Origin of the sequence: Legionella sp. PC1000, assembly GCF_014109805.1 — a bacterium.
Lineage (GTDB): Bacteria > Pseudomonadota > Gammaproteobacteria > Legionellales > Legionellaceae > Legionella > Legionella resiliens.
This window is the reverse complement of sequence record NZ_CP059400.1, coordinates 2010861-2026309: the sequence shown is the minus strand read 5'-3', so window position 1 is coordinate 2026309 and position 15449 is coordinate 2010861. Positions and strand designations below refer to the sequence as shown.

Sequence of the window (15449 nt, the reverse complement as noted above, 5' to 3'; positions counted from 1 at the left end):
TTTCACTATTCTGCTGCGTGCTGTTCTTGGTTTGCTTTAGGTATAAAATGCAATTTTTGCCATCTTTGAGAACGACTTGTTCTATCCTTAACCTCTCCAGCTAATTGCCCGCATGCTGCATCAATATCGTCACCCCGTGTTTTTCGAGTAATCGTATTAATACCATGAGCGATTAACCTATCTCTAAATGCATCAATTGTTTCTTGGGATGAGCGCTCATATTGAGTCATTGGAAAAGGATTAAAAGGGATTAAATTGACTTTTGCGGGAACATTTCGCAACAACTTTATCAATTGATTAGCATGCTCTGGTTGATCATTAACTCCCTTGAGCATCACATATTCGAAAGTTACTTTTCTTCTAGGTTCATTCTTAAAATAGTTTTTGCATAAAGCCATTAACTGAGTCAACGGATATTTCTTATTTATTGGAACAAGCTCATTTCTTAACTCATCATTTGGGGCATGCAGCGAAACGGCCAAAGCAACAGGACTAATTTCTCTTAAACGCTCGAGATCAGGTAAAACCCCTGAGGTACTTAAAGTAACACGGCGTTTCGATAATCCATAAGCAAAGTCATCCATCATAATATTCATTGCGGACACCACATTATCAAAATTAAGTAATGGCTCTCCCATGCCCATCATGACTACATTTGTTATTTTTTTGTCATGAATTCCTTCTTGTTGTGATAATTCTCGGACTGCCAACCAAACTTGGCCGATAATTTCGGCGGTAGATAAATTGCGATTAAAACCTTGTTTTGCAGTAGAACAAAAGGAACAATTCAAAGCACATCCCACTTGTGAAGAAACACACAAAGTTCCGCGATTGCTTTCCGGAATAAAAACCGTTTCGATACAATTACCACATTCCAGTTTCAAGAGCCATTTATGGGTGCCATCATTAGATTTTTGACACGCAACAATTTCTGGTAATTTAACACATGACAGCTGTGCCAGTTTTTCTCTTAAGGCTTTGCTAAGATTTGACATTTTTGTGAACTCAGTAAACCCGGCCTGATGAATCCATTGGATTATCTGCTGAGCTCGATAAGGTTGTTCTCCCCAGCTATGTAGCAGTTCACGCATTTGTTGATAATTGTAATCAAGCAGATTTACTTTTTGTGTCATTCTTGCTCCAAATTTAATGACATAAGTTAAATAGTCCTGGGCACAACGAACTGAATCTTCTACACATCGCTAAAATCCAGTACAGCTCTATTCCGATGTACCGCGGCTTGTCCGCGGGATCCAGAAGAGCCGCCCTAAAACACTGAACCCCACGGACAAGCCGTGGGGCGTAGGCAGAGATGTGATCAAGAGACAGGTGCTTCACCCACAGGCTTAACCAACTAATTTAACTTAATATCATTAACTCTTCTTATCTTTCACAAATTTCGTGTGGTTCAAAGAAAAAGGCAATTTCACGAGCTGCGTTTTCAAGGCTGTCTGAACCATGTACTGCATTAGCATCAATACTATCAGCAAAATCAGCACGTATGGTTCCAGGTGCAGCTTCTTTGGGGTTTGTTGCACCCATAATTTCTCTATTTTTCATTACAGCGCTTTCGCCTTGTAATGCCTGAACCATTACAGGGCCAGAAATCATGAACTCAACTAAATCTTTAAAGAAAGGACGTGCACGATGAATATCATAAAAATTTTCTGCTTGTTCACGAGAAAGTTGCATCATTTTTGCAGCGATTATGTTTAGGCCCGCATTTTCAAAACGAGAATAAATTTGTCCAATAACCGATTTAGCTACTGCATCAGGTTTAATAATTGACAACGTTGTTTCTTTTGCCATCACGCACTCCATAGGAATTTAGTTAAAGTGCAATATTATACATGAAATGCAGGCTATATGGCTAATATAAATTCATTTTTCTATCAATTATAATCTCAACGATCAAAATAGAACTCATAATGCGCCAATGTTCTTATCAAAGTATAAAGGCTCTCTATTTATGGCATCTTGCTCAGGATCAATTTTGTACTCAGGCAATGATTTTAACAATTCAACAACGCGAAGGATTGTCTCATAAAATTGAGTGCGGTAGGAATTAGCCGACCTGCTTAATTCTTCAGTTTGTGCAACAAAATCACTTATCTGCTCATCAAAATCCATATCCATTTGCAAAATTTCGGACAAAATACTTATAATTTTCTCCTTTAAATCTTCCGATAATGATGCATTGAGAACCTCATTCATTTTATCTATAAAAATATATTTATTGTTTTGGACTTCTGCCATATTGCAATAGATCAAAGCATGATTAATTGCCTGTCGGATTTTACTTTTTTTCTCTGAAAAGCCAGAACTCTTAAGTACGCTCTTTAATGTGGTGATCGCCTTTTCCAATTCCGTATTGAACACTTGAGCTATTTTTATCAAAACAGCCTGACTGGCAGCAATGAAATGGGCATGTTCTCCTTGCACATTATTAAACTCATCACCTAGCGCTACTAATTGCTGTCGTTCTTTTTCTATAACTTCACGTGTTGCAGCACCTTGGGCTTCTTCATCTTTAGAATTTTCTCCAGACAATAAATAATCAATAAATAATTTTTGTACATACACATGATAATCATTTGCTTGTTGCAAAATGATTCCATTAAGTACACTTTTTAGTGGAACCTGCAGCATTCGATGATAAAAACTAAATGGACTTTTAATAGCTACAACTAATTCGGTTTGTGCTAGATTGACTTGGTACCTACCTAATATACGTTCAGCTGTTATTATTCCGTAAGTTGAAAACCAATTGCTTAATTCATTATCAATTTCTTCCCCGTTCATTTTTCATCCAATTCAAATTTTTCAAAGTATAGAGCCTGTCTGCAATTCGCTAGATTGAACCACATGGCTTTGATTTTTCGCAGCGCACAAAATCAGATCATAAAAATCAAAGCTTGAGGACCAAAATAGTAGAATTGTAAAAAGATCCTATGATATAAGACATTTTATTTGATAAGTATAGTGTATTTCACAGATGTTAAAACGATTAGATATTGATTTACAATTATTAAATGATTTTCTCCAAATAACAACACCGCAAGTATGGTTGGATTTCGCTGCGGAGCATATTCCTTTATTATTAATTGATCATGCACATTGTGAACGTAAAGCTGCAGCAACTGCAATTAATTTTATCAGCAAGTATCCGGAAAAAAAGGAACTGGTTGAGGTAATGTCGCCTTTAGCTCGGGAGGAGTTACTTCATTTTGAAAAAGTCATTAACCTGATGACCCAAAAAGGTATTCAATTTTGTCCCTTGCAACCATCAGGATATGCGACTCACATGCATAAGCAGGTTACCAGCAGGAATGTCCTTCAGCGCTTATGCGATCAGCTGATAATTGGTGCCATTATTGAGGCCCGTTCTTGTGAGCGTTTTCATGCACTCATCCCCTATCTTGAGGATCAGGACTTAGTAAAGTTTTACGCTACTTTAATTCGATCAGAAGCCCGTCATTTTGAAGACTATCTGCGCTTGGCAAAATTATATGGCGGGGATATAGAGCAACGTCTGAATTTGTTTTTATCTTTAGAAAATGATTTTATTTTAGCAACTGATACGGTATTTCGCTTTCATAGCGGAATACCGCAATCTCATTAAAGGATTAGCTTAATAAAGATTAACTATGAGTCAGTCCTGATTGCAAGCTCTCTTGTTCCTCAAATTTAAAGGAAGCGGTTTCTTTTAAAAACTTACCTAAACCCTTATGTAATTCATCAAAATCTTTTTGAGTTAATGGCGTACCATCCGGATAATGCTTATAAATTTTTGTTTGAGAGTCCATTACATAATCGTTTTCTTGTAACCAAAGATCAACCAATTTTTTAAATGCTTTATCTGCTTCATTTTCGGTTTCTCTTCCATACTGGTCGCGTTGCTTGGGTAAGGGATTACCATTCTTATCAGTTAAAGGAGCGATGTCAACTTTCCCATCCTTAAACGTAACTTTCTGTTTAAAGCCATCTACGCTTATATCTTTGTCGCCTTTAATTTTATGAAGTATGGCTGATTTAAGTCCTTCATATATAAACTCTTTAGGATGTGTTATTGATCTAACTATAGGTATTTCGTGGGTAGCCTTCTTTATACGATCTACTGCTTCACCAGCAACCTGGGTTGACGATGTATTCATTGCTTTATTAAGTCTCGAAAAGAAATTTAGCAAGGACATCATATTAGAGCGCCAGTCATTGATGGAGGTTTGTTCTGAATTAATCACATCGTCAGCTTCCGCCATTACGTCTTCCCAAAGAGTTGATTCTTTACCTGTTTTCTTGCTTATGCTTTTATGTTTTTCTCTCAACTCATCCATAACCTTAGCCCACTCTTGCTGATGTTTAAATCGTGCAGCTTCAAGTGATTCGTCTTGCTTTTTCTTACTTTCTTCTTTATTGATCCGATCTATGTCTTCTTCAAGCTCTTTATTCGCCTCTTCTTTTTTTCTTTCAAGTTCATCTTTTTTACTTTGAGTCATAGCCAGCCTCTCTAAAAAAATTACAAATGAGCAAAATAGAGCCCCTTTGTATTATGATAACACAACAGATGGGGTTTGTCATCCCAATCACTCAGGACATAACGCTTTGAGTTTTGAGAATTATTTTGATAAGAAGTTATGCCCGGTTTATGAGTATGACCATGGATTAATTGGGTCACTTGGTAGTATGACATATGCTTTATAATTTCCTCAGCAACCACATCCATTTCTTCCATGGATTTGTTGCTATTCATCTGGCTACGATAACGTATTTGATTTACCAACCGCTCACGGTATTTCAGCGGTAAACTTAAAAAAAGAGTAGTAAATATCCTGTTTCTAGTTAACCGTCTAAAACGCTGATGTGCTAAATCTTTAGTACAATACCGGTCACCATGCACTAACAATATTTTTTCCGACCCCAATTGGAGTACAGTCGGCTCAGATAAAATGGACCATCCCGCCAGACGTGCAAAGGTTTTTCCCAATAAGAAATCACGATTACCATGCATGTAAAATAAGTTAATCCCTTGTTTTTTTAAAGAAAATAACTGATGCGCAATGCCCCTGCTCCAATCATCAATAGCATCATCACCTGCCCACACATGAAAAAAATCACCCAGGATATAAATATTTCTAACAGAAACTCGAGCCCATTCAAGAAAATGATTAAAGCGTTCCTGAATGGCCTGATCTTCAGGATGCAAATGAAGATCAGAAATAAAAACAACATCTATCATAAGGGCTCTATTTGTATGTGTTCATCGATTAAATAAATTTGACAAGGACCATTATAAGGTTCGATCGCATCACTTAAGCGATAAAATCCAGCAATTGATACCAATTCCGCCTCCAGGGAGTGACAAAAAATTCGTGCCTCTTTATCTCCAGAGATTCCTGCCAAAGCTCTGCCCCTTAAAGCGCCATAGACATGGATACAACCGTCCGCCAGTAATTCAGCGCCATGGCTTACTGAAGAGGTCACCACCAGATCGGCACCTTTTGCCACTACTTGCTGCCCCGAACGTACAGGTGCAGTAATTAATTTTGTTATTGATTTTGTTGTTTCGTAATGATTATTATTTTCAATCGGCTGTTCAATAATAGGTTTATCTTGTGTTGAAGACGCATGCAATACAGCTAAATCATGACATTGAGCCAGAGTATTATGCAATACACTCCCTCCTTGAATGGCAACAGGAATCATACCATGCGCACGCGCACTCTGGAGTAAAGACTGTAAATCAAATTCTAATTGGTGTACTGCAGACAGGTCAAAAACAACAGGTGTATGCTCAAATAACTTAGGTGCTTTGGCAATAGTATCATCAAGTTGTTGCGAAAAAACATCAGCGTTCGTATTTAACACCTGTAATACAGTAAATGTATAAAGACGACCTTTTAACTTAAATGCTTGAGTTTGTGTTGTATTTTCACCCATGAGTATGATATCCATAACCGATATTTTTGTTTATACTAACATGTGAAAACCAATAACAGAAGGATATTAAGGTGGATAAACGGTGGTTTGAACAATATCAGAAAGGAGTCCCACATGAAATTGACGCAAGTCAGTATTCTTCCCTCGTAGATTTGTTTAAAGAATCCTGCTCGCGTTATGCTAAAAAAACCGCGTATACCAATTTAGGGAGTGGTATTACGTTTGGCGAATTGGATGAGTTAAGTCGAGATTTTGCTGCTTATCTTCAACAGCTCAAACTGGAGAAAGGAGCTCGGATAGCAATCATGCTTCCCAATGTTCTTCAATACCCAGTAGCCTTATTCGGCATCTTACGCGCAGGTTATATTGTTGTTAATACAAATCCACTTTACACCACAGATGAGCTTATTCATCAGATGAATGACTCAGGTGCTGAAGCAATTATTGTGCTTGCTAATTTTGCAAAAACTGTAGAAAAGGCGTTAAGCTCCATTCCTACATTAAAACATGTCATTGTGACTGAAATAGCAGATCTATTTCCAACTCCGAAACGAATTATTATCAATTCGATAATTAAATACATAAAAAAAATGGTACCTGCTTATAATATCCCTCATGCGGTAGCTTTTAATTATACTTTGCTTGAAGGGAAACAATCGACGTTACATCATGTAGCGTTAGGTCATGACGATATTGCCTTTTTGCAATATACCGGTGGTACGACAGGTGTAGCAAAAGGCGCTATTTTAACTCATAGAAATATGATCTCCAATGTCCTGCAAGCTGAAGCGTGGATTAAGCCTATAGTAGGATTAAATGGTGACGAAACGATTATTACAGCGATACCTCTCTATCATATTTTCTCTCTTACAGCGAATTGTTTGACCTTTTTAAAACAAGGAGCAAAAAATGTCCTGATTACAAATCCCCGTGATATGAAGCACTTTGTTAAAGAAATCAAAAAAGTGCGTTTTTCAGCAATTACGGGAGTTAATACTCTGTTTAATGGTTTACTAAACCAGCCTGATTTTAAAGAAGTTGATTTCAGCAACCTAAAAATTTCACTTGCAGGTGGTATGGCATTGCAAAAAAGTGTGGCACTTAAATGGCATGAAGTCACCAAAACACCTGTATTAGAAGCTTATGGATTAACTGAAACCAGTCCTGCTGCCATTATGAATCCTATGAATCTGACTGAATATAATGGAAGTATAGGAGTGCCTGTTCCCTCTACAGATGTCATTATTCTTGATGATGATGAACATGAAGTACCTATAGGAACAAGCGGGGAAATTTGCGTTAAAGGACCTCAAGTCACCCCAGGATATTGGAAACGACCTGATGAAACCGCATTGGTGTTCACTAAAAATGGTTATTTAAAAACCGGGGACATTGGTAAAATGGATGAAGAAGGCTTTATTTATCTAGTCGATCGAAAAAAAGACATGTTACTTGTCTCAGGATTTAACGTTTATCCAAATGAAGTAGAACAAGTAATTGCAATGCATCCTGGCGTTTTGGAGGTGGGCGTTGTTGGTGTGGTGGACAAGGAATCGGGGGAACGTGTTAAAGCATGCATTGTAAAAAAAGATCCCGATTTAACCGAAGAACAAGTGATTGCTTATTGTCGAGAACACCTAACAGCTTATAAAGTTCCAAGGCTAGTTGAATTTTACGATGAGCTTCCTAAAACAAATGTGGGAAAAATTCTTCGTCGAGCACTTAAAGATTCTCATGCTGCATCACCAAGTCTCCCGGAAGAAAAACCAGCCGTTACTATATAAATTCAATACTTGCTTACTACGTCCCGCGGCTTGTCCGCGGGATCCAGAACGATCTGCAGCTAAAACACTGGACCCCACGGACAAGCCGCGGGGCGTAGGCAGAGATGTGAGAAAGAGAAAGCAGGTCCGAGAGCAAAAGCGAAACTTATTTCCTGGATTCGTTCCAATTTACCACAGGATATTCTTCATCAAAAATCAAAATAAAGATACTCTTTCTAGCACGTGTTATTTTACCAATTGTCTCATTATGCGAGCGGTCGCACCCCACACCCAATCTTTATTTCCAGTGAATTCACAAGTAGCATAACGACGGCCATTGCGTTCAACTATAAAATCTTTATAATTTTGGGCATCTTGGACTAATGCCATTGGAATCGATATTAAACGAGTTACTTCTTGAGCATTTAATTGGTAAGGATGAACCGTTTCAATACGTGCAAACCAAGGATGAATAATCTTCCCTAAAAGGGTTTTTTGAATATTTAATTCTTTTATCAAAGTGATACGATCCTGGGTAATTCCTAACTCTTCATACAACTCTCTAAGTGCAGTAGCATAATAGTTTTCATCTCCTTCTTCCCAGGTACCTCCTGGGAAACAAATTTCTCCTGGATGCGCACGCAATTTATCGCTACGTTGTGTCAGAATCAATGAATCAGATAATTGCTCATACAAGACAACCACAGCCGAATGTGTCAGTTTTTTTCCTTTAATTTCATTTAAGTCCATTAATAACCGCTGCTATTTTGATAAAACATTCACGATATTCATCTTCCCAGTTTGAGTCAATCACTATTCCACCACCAGCAGCTAAATGTAACGTATTCTCTTTGGCTGTAACCGTGCGAATAGCAATGTTCGTATCAAAGCGCCCATGCCGGGAAAAATAACCTATGGAGCCACAATAAATGCCTCGTGCATAACACTCTTGTTCATGAATAATTCGTATAGACTCAGCTTTTGGCGCTCCTGTAATAGAACCACCAGGAAAACAAGATAAAAATGCATCAAATGGCAGAATTGCAGCGGAGCATTGAGCTTCAATTGTACTTACTAAATGATGTACTGAATTATAGCTTTGCACCTCACATAAACTCGTTACGTGTACTGAACCTGGTTGAGCAATTTTACCTAAGTCATTTCTCGACAAATCAACTATCATGACATTCTCAGCTCGATTTTTTTCACATGATGCCAATTTACTTTTTAATTCTTCATCTTCCATACGGTTAGTGGAGCGCCCTATTGTCCCTTTAATAGGAGATGTTACTAATTTACCCTCTTCATGCAATAGAAACCGTTCAGGGGAGAAACTTAAAATATCAGCATGGGCTGTTCGTAAAAAAGCAGCATAAGGAACAGGGTTTTTCAAACAAACTTTTTTATAAAAAGTCCAACTGTCCCCTTCATAACCAACGTGAAATGGCTGAGTCAGATTGACCTGATAACTCCTTCCTTCTTTTAGAAATTGGTAAACTGAAGAAAATGCTTTGATGTAATTTGGTTTGCTCATCAAAGGAGTAAAATCACCTTTAATAGCTGCATTATCCTGTTGTTTCGCAGGGTTATTCCACAACTCCAATACTTCATCAACAATTATAGCTGTTGATTGATGTGTATTTGCCGCAAATACGGTTACGGTTTTATTATGATGGTCTACGATAATTGCCCAATCATACAAACCAAGATCTAACAAAGGCATATTTTCTAATGTAGGGTGTATGCAGGAATCTATTCCTAATAACTTTGCTCCAAGATCGTAAGAAATATAACCCAAAGCACCGCCTTGAAAAGGAAGATCCGCCGCAGAGGATATTGGCGATAAGCGCAGACTTATTTTTTTTAATAAATTTGGTAAATCCTCAGCATTTTGATCGATTTGAATAAAATCATAAGGATAGGCACTGATAATATCATAACGCCCATAAGCGCGATCTGTACTTTCTAAAAGAACAAAACCAGGTAAATGAAATAATTTTTGGTAATACTCATGCAACGAATCATGATAGTCTAATGAATATAATACAAATTGGCTCAAAATGTTCCTCTTAGGTAATTTTATAAAAATTTATATTTGTAGCCTGCATAGAGCTACAAATACTTCATTCTGTAACACGAATTCAACACTAATTCTCTGGTTTTTGAATTAATTTGTGAGTATGCTATGCAAACGCTTTATTGACAAGGAGCCTTGTATGGCAACAGTTGCTCAATTTGACATTACATATACTCAATTTTTAAATGAACATGGAAAATTGGTCGGACAACTACCTTCTTTTGCCCGTGATCATTCTGTGCTCAAAGAACTTTATAAAATTATGGTTCTGACACGGACTTTTGATAAAAAAGCTATAGCTTTGCAAAGAACGGGGAAAATGGGAACTTATGCCCCGATTAATGGACAGGAAGCAATTTCAACCGCTATAGGTCATGCAATGCGCCCTGAGGATGTTCTTGTACCCTATTACCGCGATTATGCTGCGCAATTTCAACGCGGTGTAAAAATGTCTGAAATACTCGCTTTCTGGGGTGGTGACGAGCGTGGCAGTCAATTTTCCTGTAATTCAGAAGACTTACCCATCTGTGTTCCAATTGCCTCTCAATGCTTGCATGCAACAGGCGTTGCATTTGCCTTTAAATATAGAAATCAACCTCGTGTCGCTGTAGTGTGTCTCGGTGAAGGAGGTACTTCAGAAGGCGATTTCTATGAGGCAATGAATGTCGCAGGCACATGGAATTTACCTGTCGTTTTCGTAGTAAATAATAACCAATGGGCAATTTCTGTTCCTAGAGATCAACAGACAGGTACCCAAACTATTGCACAAAAGGCAATAGCCGCCGGCTTTACAGGCATGCAAATTGACGGTAACGACATTCTAGCAACAAGACAAGTTATTGGCGATGCGATTGAAAAAGCACGTCATGGTGAAGGGCCTACTTTAATTGAAGCCATGTCTTACCGTTTATCGGATCATACAACAGCTGACGATGCAACGCGCTATCAACCTGGCGATGAAGTTGAGAAAGCAAAACCTAAAGAACCCATATCACGATTTAAAGAATTTCTTATAGAACAAAAAATCTGGAATGCACAAGAAGAAGAAAATTTGGTAATTCAATGTTCTGAAGAAGTAGAAAAAGCAGTTAATGAATACTTGAGTATGGAGCCGCAACCAATCAGCAGTATTTTTGATTATCATTATGCCGAATTACCTGAGTATTTAGTGGAACAACGTGCAATAGCTATGGAGGAAGCAACTCATGCCTGATATTACTTTAATCGAGGCAGTAACTCAGGCTTTGGCTTATGAGTTAGCTCATGATGAAAATGTTGTGGTTTTTGGAGAGGATGTTGGTAAAAATGGTGGCGTCTTTCGCGCCACGGTAGGATTACAAGACCGTTTTGGTGAAAAAAGAGTTTTTGATACACCATTGGCAGAGTCCATGATTGCTGGATTGGCAATTGGTATGTCCATACAAGGATTGAAACCGGTTGCTGAGTTTCAATTTATGGGATTTATCTATCCAGCAATGAATCAAATTATTTCTCATGCTGCCCGGATGCGTAATAGAACACGCGGACGACTGCATTGCCCTCTCGTTTTTCGTGCGCCTTTTGGCGGCGGTATTCGAGCTCCAGAACATCATTCTGAAAGCACTGAGGCGCTGTTTGCTCATATTCCTGGTTTACAAGTTGTGATTCCCTCCTCGCCACGGCGTGCTTATGGCTTGCTTTTAGCAGCCATGCGTAATCCTGATCCAGTTGTTTTTCTCGAACCTAAACGTATTTATCGTTTGGTCAAGCAACCTGTAGAAGATAATGGTGAGGCGCTTCCCTTAGGAAAGTGTTTTACTTTACAACAAGGTGAAGATGTCACCTTAGTAAGTTGGGGAGCCAGCATCCACGAAACGCAACAAGCAGCGAAACAACTAGGCAACGAAGGAATTTCTTGTGAAGTCATTGATGTAGCAACGATTAAACCACTGGATATTGAAACAATTTTAGCCTCCGTAGAGAAAACAGGACGGTGTATTATCGTTCATGAGGGAGCAAAAACTTGTGGAGTTGGTGCCGAAATTTCCGCACAGATTATGGAAAATTCTATGGCTGATTTAATGGCTCCAGTCCAACGGGTAACCGGATATGATACTGTAATGCCCTATTTCCAGCTGGAAAAACAGTACATCCCTAGCGTTGCACGGATTAAAAACAGTGTTATGAGCATAATGGAGTAATAATGAATATTTTCAATCTACCTGATTTGGGTGAAGGCTTGCCTGATGCTGAGATTCATGAATGGTTTGTTAAAGAGGGTGATACTGTAATAGCAGATCAACCATTGGTTTCTATGGAAACCGCAAAAGCTGTAGTTGATGTACCTTGTCCTCAGTCTGGAGTTATTAGTAAATTATACGGTAAACCTGGAGATGTAATTAAAACAGGTGAACCTTTGGTGGCTTTTAAATCAGCTAGTGCTAAAACCGAAGACAAAGGAACAGTGGTCGGTAATTTAGAAGAAAGCAGTGAAGTCTTTGAAGATAATTTTACTGTTGGCATCCAACATACGACTAAAAATCGTATCAAGGCAACCCCTGCGGTAAAAATGCTTGCTAGAAAACTTAATATCGATTTATCTACAGTTAAAGGAACTGGAGAGTTTGGCATCATCACTCGAGATGATGTTCAGGCGCAAGCAGACAAGAACTCAGAAATTCCTGCAGGTTTTGAACCTCTGCGCGGTGTAAGACGAGCAATGCTCAATAGTATGATTCAATCTCATGCGGAAGTAGTCCCTGTAAGTATTTTTGATGAAGCAGATATTAGTGCCTGGAAGCCAGGTACTGATATTACGATTCGCCTAATCCGGGCAATAGTCTACGCTGCTAAAAATGAACCCGCCCTAAATGCATGGTTTGATACAAAACATGGTGCGCGCCAGTGTTTTGATGAGGTGCATCTTGGTTTAGCTATGGATAATGAGGAAGGGTTATTTGTGCCTGTTATTCATAACGCTGCAAAACTTTCCGATGGTGATCTACGAAAAATGATCAATGAGTTTAAAGAGTCGGTGAGCAAACGAGAAATTACTGCAGATAAATTGAAGGGAGCTACTATAACACTTTCTAATTTCGGAAAATTTGCTGGCCGCTTTGCAAGTCCAATTATTGTTCCGCCGATGGTTGCTATCTTGGCGGTAGGCAGACTCTATCAAGGAGCTGTTGTCAACGCTCAAGGAACATTAGAAGCACATAATATACTCCCCTTATCATTAAGTTTTGACCACAGAGCAGTCACTGGTGGCGAGGCAACTCGTTTCTTAGGCGCTGTGATGGAGTCATTACAAAAGGAATGAGGTAAAAGTCCTCTCCCTGACGGGAGAGGACATGAATGTTATTGCTGCATTTTTTCTTGCATTTTACTTTTTATTTTCTCAGCTAACTTCATTTTGCATTGCTGCAATTGTTCTGGACTAAAATTAGTATTTGGTAATTGTTTCTTACCCATGGCTACAGGTAAAACACAGTCTTTGACTAATTCTTTACCTGCATTTTCCCCACCTTTAAAGTAACCATTTTGCATACAAGTGATTGCAATAGCTTTGCAGGGCCCTGATTCTGCCCAACCATATAATGAAACACTCATTAGTATGCTAACTATACCAATCTTTGCAAATAATTTATTCATTTTTATAATTCCTTTTGTTGAGGATAGCGATCCCATTTTTTAAACAATTGCATCTAAAATATAGCACAGTCTTTATATTTTGCTTTTATGAGTAATTTAAGGTTTAAATTCAGTACATTACATTAAGTAGCTGGTACCCGAATTAAGCTATTTTGGTACAGAAGTAAGACACACTCTCTCTATTTCCCGGGCTACAGTATCGCGTTTTAAAAGTACTGAATTAGCACGATCTGTTTGTGTCAAAGAGATTGCATAAGGACCTACAAAAAATGCGTCACTATGAATCACATTACTTCCCACTTTCATTGTATATCCAAAAGGAATTTCAAAGCTTGCAAAATCAAAATATCCATCCGCTCTATCAAAACCAAGAGTTAAAGCACCACCACATTTAGGGGATAAAGGAGTGAAAACATGAGGAAACGGATGGGTTTCAACAAATACGCCCCCTCCACCGAGTTGATCCATAACATATTCTTCAATATAGGCCGGATCCCATATATATTCTATGAGAAATAGAGTTTTTAATTCCTCATATTCTACATCATCTAATATAAAGGATTGATGTAGTGAAATAAGTTCTGCGCCATATTTTCTTAAAAAGGTCTCAGGCACTCCTAGTGCATTCATTTTGGGAATATTAAGGACGTTCACTTCCTTTGAGATGGCCAGAATCCCTAATTCACCAAAAACACTCGAATCATTACCGCAATTTGCTTTCTCTTTATCCTTATCCAGCCATTTTGCTTCTACAGTAAGTTCTTGTGGTACAATGTCTTTCATGTCTTTTACTGGAGGCAAGTTTTCCTTCATAATTCCTGTTGCCGTTAACATATCCACTACTTCGCCCGTATGTAAAATAGCGAGAACTTTTTTAGATAGCATAAGAGGTTTTACAGGATTATTAGAATTTCTCCTATCAATCATAGTAGACTGAAGTGTTTGATAATGTTTATAAGCATCCTTTTCAGAAATATTAGAAGAGACAAATAAAGAGTAATGATGCCTGAAAAAAAGCTCTGGAATAACTGCAGACTGATTTCTAGTAATTTTATTACTCGGATCGTTGCGCTTTCTTTTTATCATTTAATAATACCATAATAAATAAAAATAAATTCATATAGTATTATTTTAATACATAAAATACAGTTAGTGATTCGAGTTAACCGAGATATTCATTTGTATTAAATATCAAGTTCCGCTAATACTGCACTCACATATTTTATGATTGAGCAATTTTATTGAGTAATGCTGCGAGCCTGCATCCAGCATAAGTAGCTTGTTTTTGAACTAATTGTTGTGCATTATCTTGATATTTATCACTAGGGGTTTCATTAGGGTTCATCTGATAAACATTTTTTATGGCCAACTTATGGGACATTTTTGCCCATTTCATAGGTTTTATTTCTGTACCAATCATCGAGCAGGACATTTTTTGTTCCAATTGTTGTGCTGTATTTTTTATACGAGTCTCATCAAATTGTCCAAGAAAAAAGCCAGCTCCATTGTCCCAGTACTGATGCAAATTACTGCCTACTGGATTTTTCCCTAAGAAGAATAAATTGCCCCCTAAATCGCCCTTAGGATGTTGCGCACTGACTCGAGTTATAGCGTGTAATGGTTGGTGAATATCACCTGTTATATGAATTAACATGCGTAATGCAAGTTTTTTATCTGCTGGATTTGTCTTTTTAGAAGAAAGTACGGCGATTGCTTGTTTTATTGCTCTTGTTGCATTGGTATTTTCAACTGGAGGTAGGTGAGTTCCATCAATGGAGAAAGGAATATCGATATAATGCATGACATCATACCAATATACTTCCCTCCACCTAATTTCATCCATCCAGGTTGAGGAGCTAACAAAACTTGAATTGGGTGTGTTATGCGGGCGTGAACGAAGGTATTTATAACACATAGCCCTGGCTTTTGGGGATAAATTATCGTAGGCAATTTGGGCCACCACCTTGTGGCCTGCAGCATTCCAAGCATAGCTGTTTACAGTTACCAGGCAAAAAACAAGTGCATAAATAATTCGTGACATA

16 protein-coding genes are annotated in these 15449 nt (G+C 38.1%); 5 read left to right on the top strand and 11 right to left on the bottom strand.

The features are described 5' to 3' along the window. Nucleotides 1-5: 5 nt before the first annotated feature. From rlmN to FOLKNPGA_RS08880, 3 genes are all read right to left on the bottom strand, one after another. Nucleotides 6-1133, bottom strand: a complete 1128-nt coding sequence (gene rlmN, locus FOLKNPGA_RS08890) for a 23S rRNA (adenine(2503)-C(2))-methyltransferase RlmN (protein WP_182352693.1) — start codon at nucleotides 1131-1133, stop codon at nucleotides 6-8. A 250-nt stretch (nucleotides 1134-1383) separates the two neighbouring features. Continuing rightward, nucleotides 1384-1809, bottom strand: a complete 426-nt coding sequence (gene ndk, locus FOLKNPGA_RS08885) for a nucleoside-diphosphate kinase (RefSeq protein ID WP_182352692.1) — start codon at nucleotides 1807-1809, stop codon at nucleotides 1384-1386. A gap of 114 nt (nucleotides 1810-1923) precedes the next feature. Beyond that, nucleotides 1924-2802, bottom strand: a complete 879-nt coding sequence (locus tag FOLKNPGA_RS08880) for a hypothetical protein (protein ID WP_182352691.1) — start codon at nucleotides 2800-2802, stop codon at nucleotides 1924-1926. A 193-nt stretch (nucleotides 2803-2995) separates the two neighbouring features. On the opposite strand from FOLKNPGA_RS08880, the gene FOLKNPGA_RS08875 reads away from it, so the two are divergent. Further along, a complete protein-coding gene (locus FOLKNPGA_RS08875; RefSeq protein WP_182352690.1) occupies nucleotides 2996-3622 on the top strand; it encodes a tRNA-(ms[2]io[6]A)-hydroxylase in 627 nt (208 codons plus the stop codon). Between the two features lie 19 nt (nucleotides 3623-3641). On the opposite strand, the gene FOLKNPGA_RS08870 is transcribed toward FOLKNPGA_RS08875, so the two are convergent. From FOLKNPGA_RS08870 to minC, 3 genes are read right to left on the bottom strand one after another with little or no spacing between them, the layout of a single operon-like run. Next, nucleotides 3642-4496, bottom strand: a complete 855-nt coding sequence (locus FOLKNPGA_RS08870; RefSeq protein WP_182352689.1) for a hypothetical protein — start codon at nucleotides 4494-4496, stop codon at nucleotides 3642-3644. A gap of 20 nt (nucleotides 4497-4516) precedes the next feature. Then, nucleotides 4517-5236 carry a UDP-2,3-diacylglucosamine diphosphatase gene (locus tag FOLKNPGA_RS08865; RefSeq protein WP_182352688.1) on the bottom strand — a complete coding sequence of 240 codons (720 nt, stop codon included), beginning with the start codon at nucleotides 5234-5236 and terminating at the stop codon, nucleotides 4517-4519. Continuing rightward, complete coding sequence (gene minC, locus FOLKNPGA_RS08860) at nucleotides 5233-5937, bottom strand: septum site-determining protein MinC (protein ID WP_182352687.1); 705 nt, start codon at nucleotides 5935-5937, stop codon at nucleotides 5233-5235. Before minC ends, FOLKNPGA_RS08865 begins: the two co-directional genes overlap by 4 nt. A 71-nt stretch (nucleotides 5938-6008) precedes the next feature. Between minC and FOLKNPGA_RS08855 the strand changes: the two genes are divergently transcribed. Then, nucleotides 6009-7721, top strand: a complete 1713-nt coding sequence (locus tag FOLKNPGA_RS08855; RefSeq protein ID WP_182352686.1) for an AMP-binding protein — start codon at nucleotides 6009-6011, stop codon at nucleotides 7719-7721. A 225-nt stretch (nucleotides 7722-7946) separates the two neighbouring features. Here FOLKNPGA_RS08855 and FOLKNPGA_RS08850 read toward each other — a convergent pair whose 3' ends face one another. Together FOLKNPGA_RS08850 and pabB are read right to left on the bottom strand one after the other, a co-directional pair. Further along, a complete protein-coding gene (locus FOLKNPGA_RS08850) occupies nucleotides 7947-8450 on the bottom strand; it encodes a CoA pyrophosphatase (RefSeq protein ID WP_182352685.1) in 504 nt (167 codons plus the stop codon). Beyond that, nucleotides 8437-9759 (bottom strand): aminodeoxychorismate synthase component I, encoded by a 1323-nt coding sequence (pabB, locus tag FOLKNPGA_RS08845; protein ID WP_182352684.1) that lies wholly within the window; start codon nucleotides 9757-9759, stop codon nucleotides 8437-8439. Before pabB ends, FOLKNPGA_RS08850 begins: the two co-directional genes overlap by 14 nt. A 157-nt stretch (nucleotides 9760-9916) precedes the next feature. Here pabB and pdhA point away from each other — a divergent pair, with 157 nt between their 5' ends. From pdhA to FOLKNPGA_RS08830, 3 genes are read left to right on the top strand one after another with little or no spacing between them, the layout of a single operon-like run. Further along, nucleotides 9917-10990: a pyruvate dehydrogenase (acetyl-transferring) E1 component subunit alpha gene (gene pdhA, locus FOLKNPGA_RS08840; protein ID WP_182352683.1), complete on the top strand. Its 1074-nt coding sequence runs from the start codon at nucleotides 9917-9919 to the stop codon at nucleotides 10988-10990. Beyond that, nucleotides 10983-11957, top strand: a complete 975-nt coding sequence (locus FOLKNPGA_RS08835) for an alpha-ketoacid dehydrogenase subunit beta (RefSeq protein WP_182352682.1) — start codon at nucleotides 10983-10985, stop codon at nucleotides 11955-11957. Before pdhA ends, FOLKNPGA_RS08835 begins: the two co-directional genes overlap by 8 nt. A 2-nt stretch (nucleotides 11958-11959) precedes the next feature. After that, nucleotides 11960-13075, top strand: a complete 1116-nt coding sequence (locus tag FOLKNPGA_RS08830; RefSeq protein ID WP_182352681.1) for a dihydrolipoamide acetyltransferase family protein — start codon at nucleotides 11960-11962, stop codon at nucleotides 13073-13075. 38 nt (nucleotides 13076-13113) lie between these two features. On the opposite strand, the gene FOLKNPGA_RS08825 is transcribed toward FOLKNPGA_RS08830, so the two are convergent. The 3 genes from FOLKNPGA_RS08825 to FOLKNPGA_RS08815 form a co-directional block, all read right to left on the bottom strand. After that, nucleotides 13114-13407 carry a hypothetical protein gene (locus FOLKNPGA_RS08825; RefSeq protein WP_019232427.1) on the bottom strand — a complete coding sequence of 98 codons (294 nt, stop codon included), beginning with the start codon at nucleotides 13405-13407 and terminating at the stop codon, nucleotides 13114-13116. A 147-nt stretch (nucleotides 13408-13554) separates the two neighbouring features. Then, nucleotides 13555-14493, bottom strand: a complete 939-nt coding sequence (locus FOLKNPGA_RS08820; RefSeq protein WP_182352680.1) for a hypothetical protein — start codon at nucleotides 14491-14493, stop codon at nucleotides 13555-13557. 136 nt (nucleotides 14494-14629) lie between these two features. Continuing rightward, nucleotides 14630-15448 carry a S1/P1 nuclease gene (locus tag FOLKNPGA_RS08815; protein WP_182352679.1) on the bottom strand — a complete coding sequence of 273 codons (819 nt, stop codon included), beginning with the start codon at nucleotides 15446-15448 and terminating at the stop codon, nucleotides 14630-14632. Nucleotide 15449: the final 1 nt, after the last annotated feature.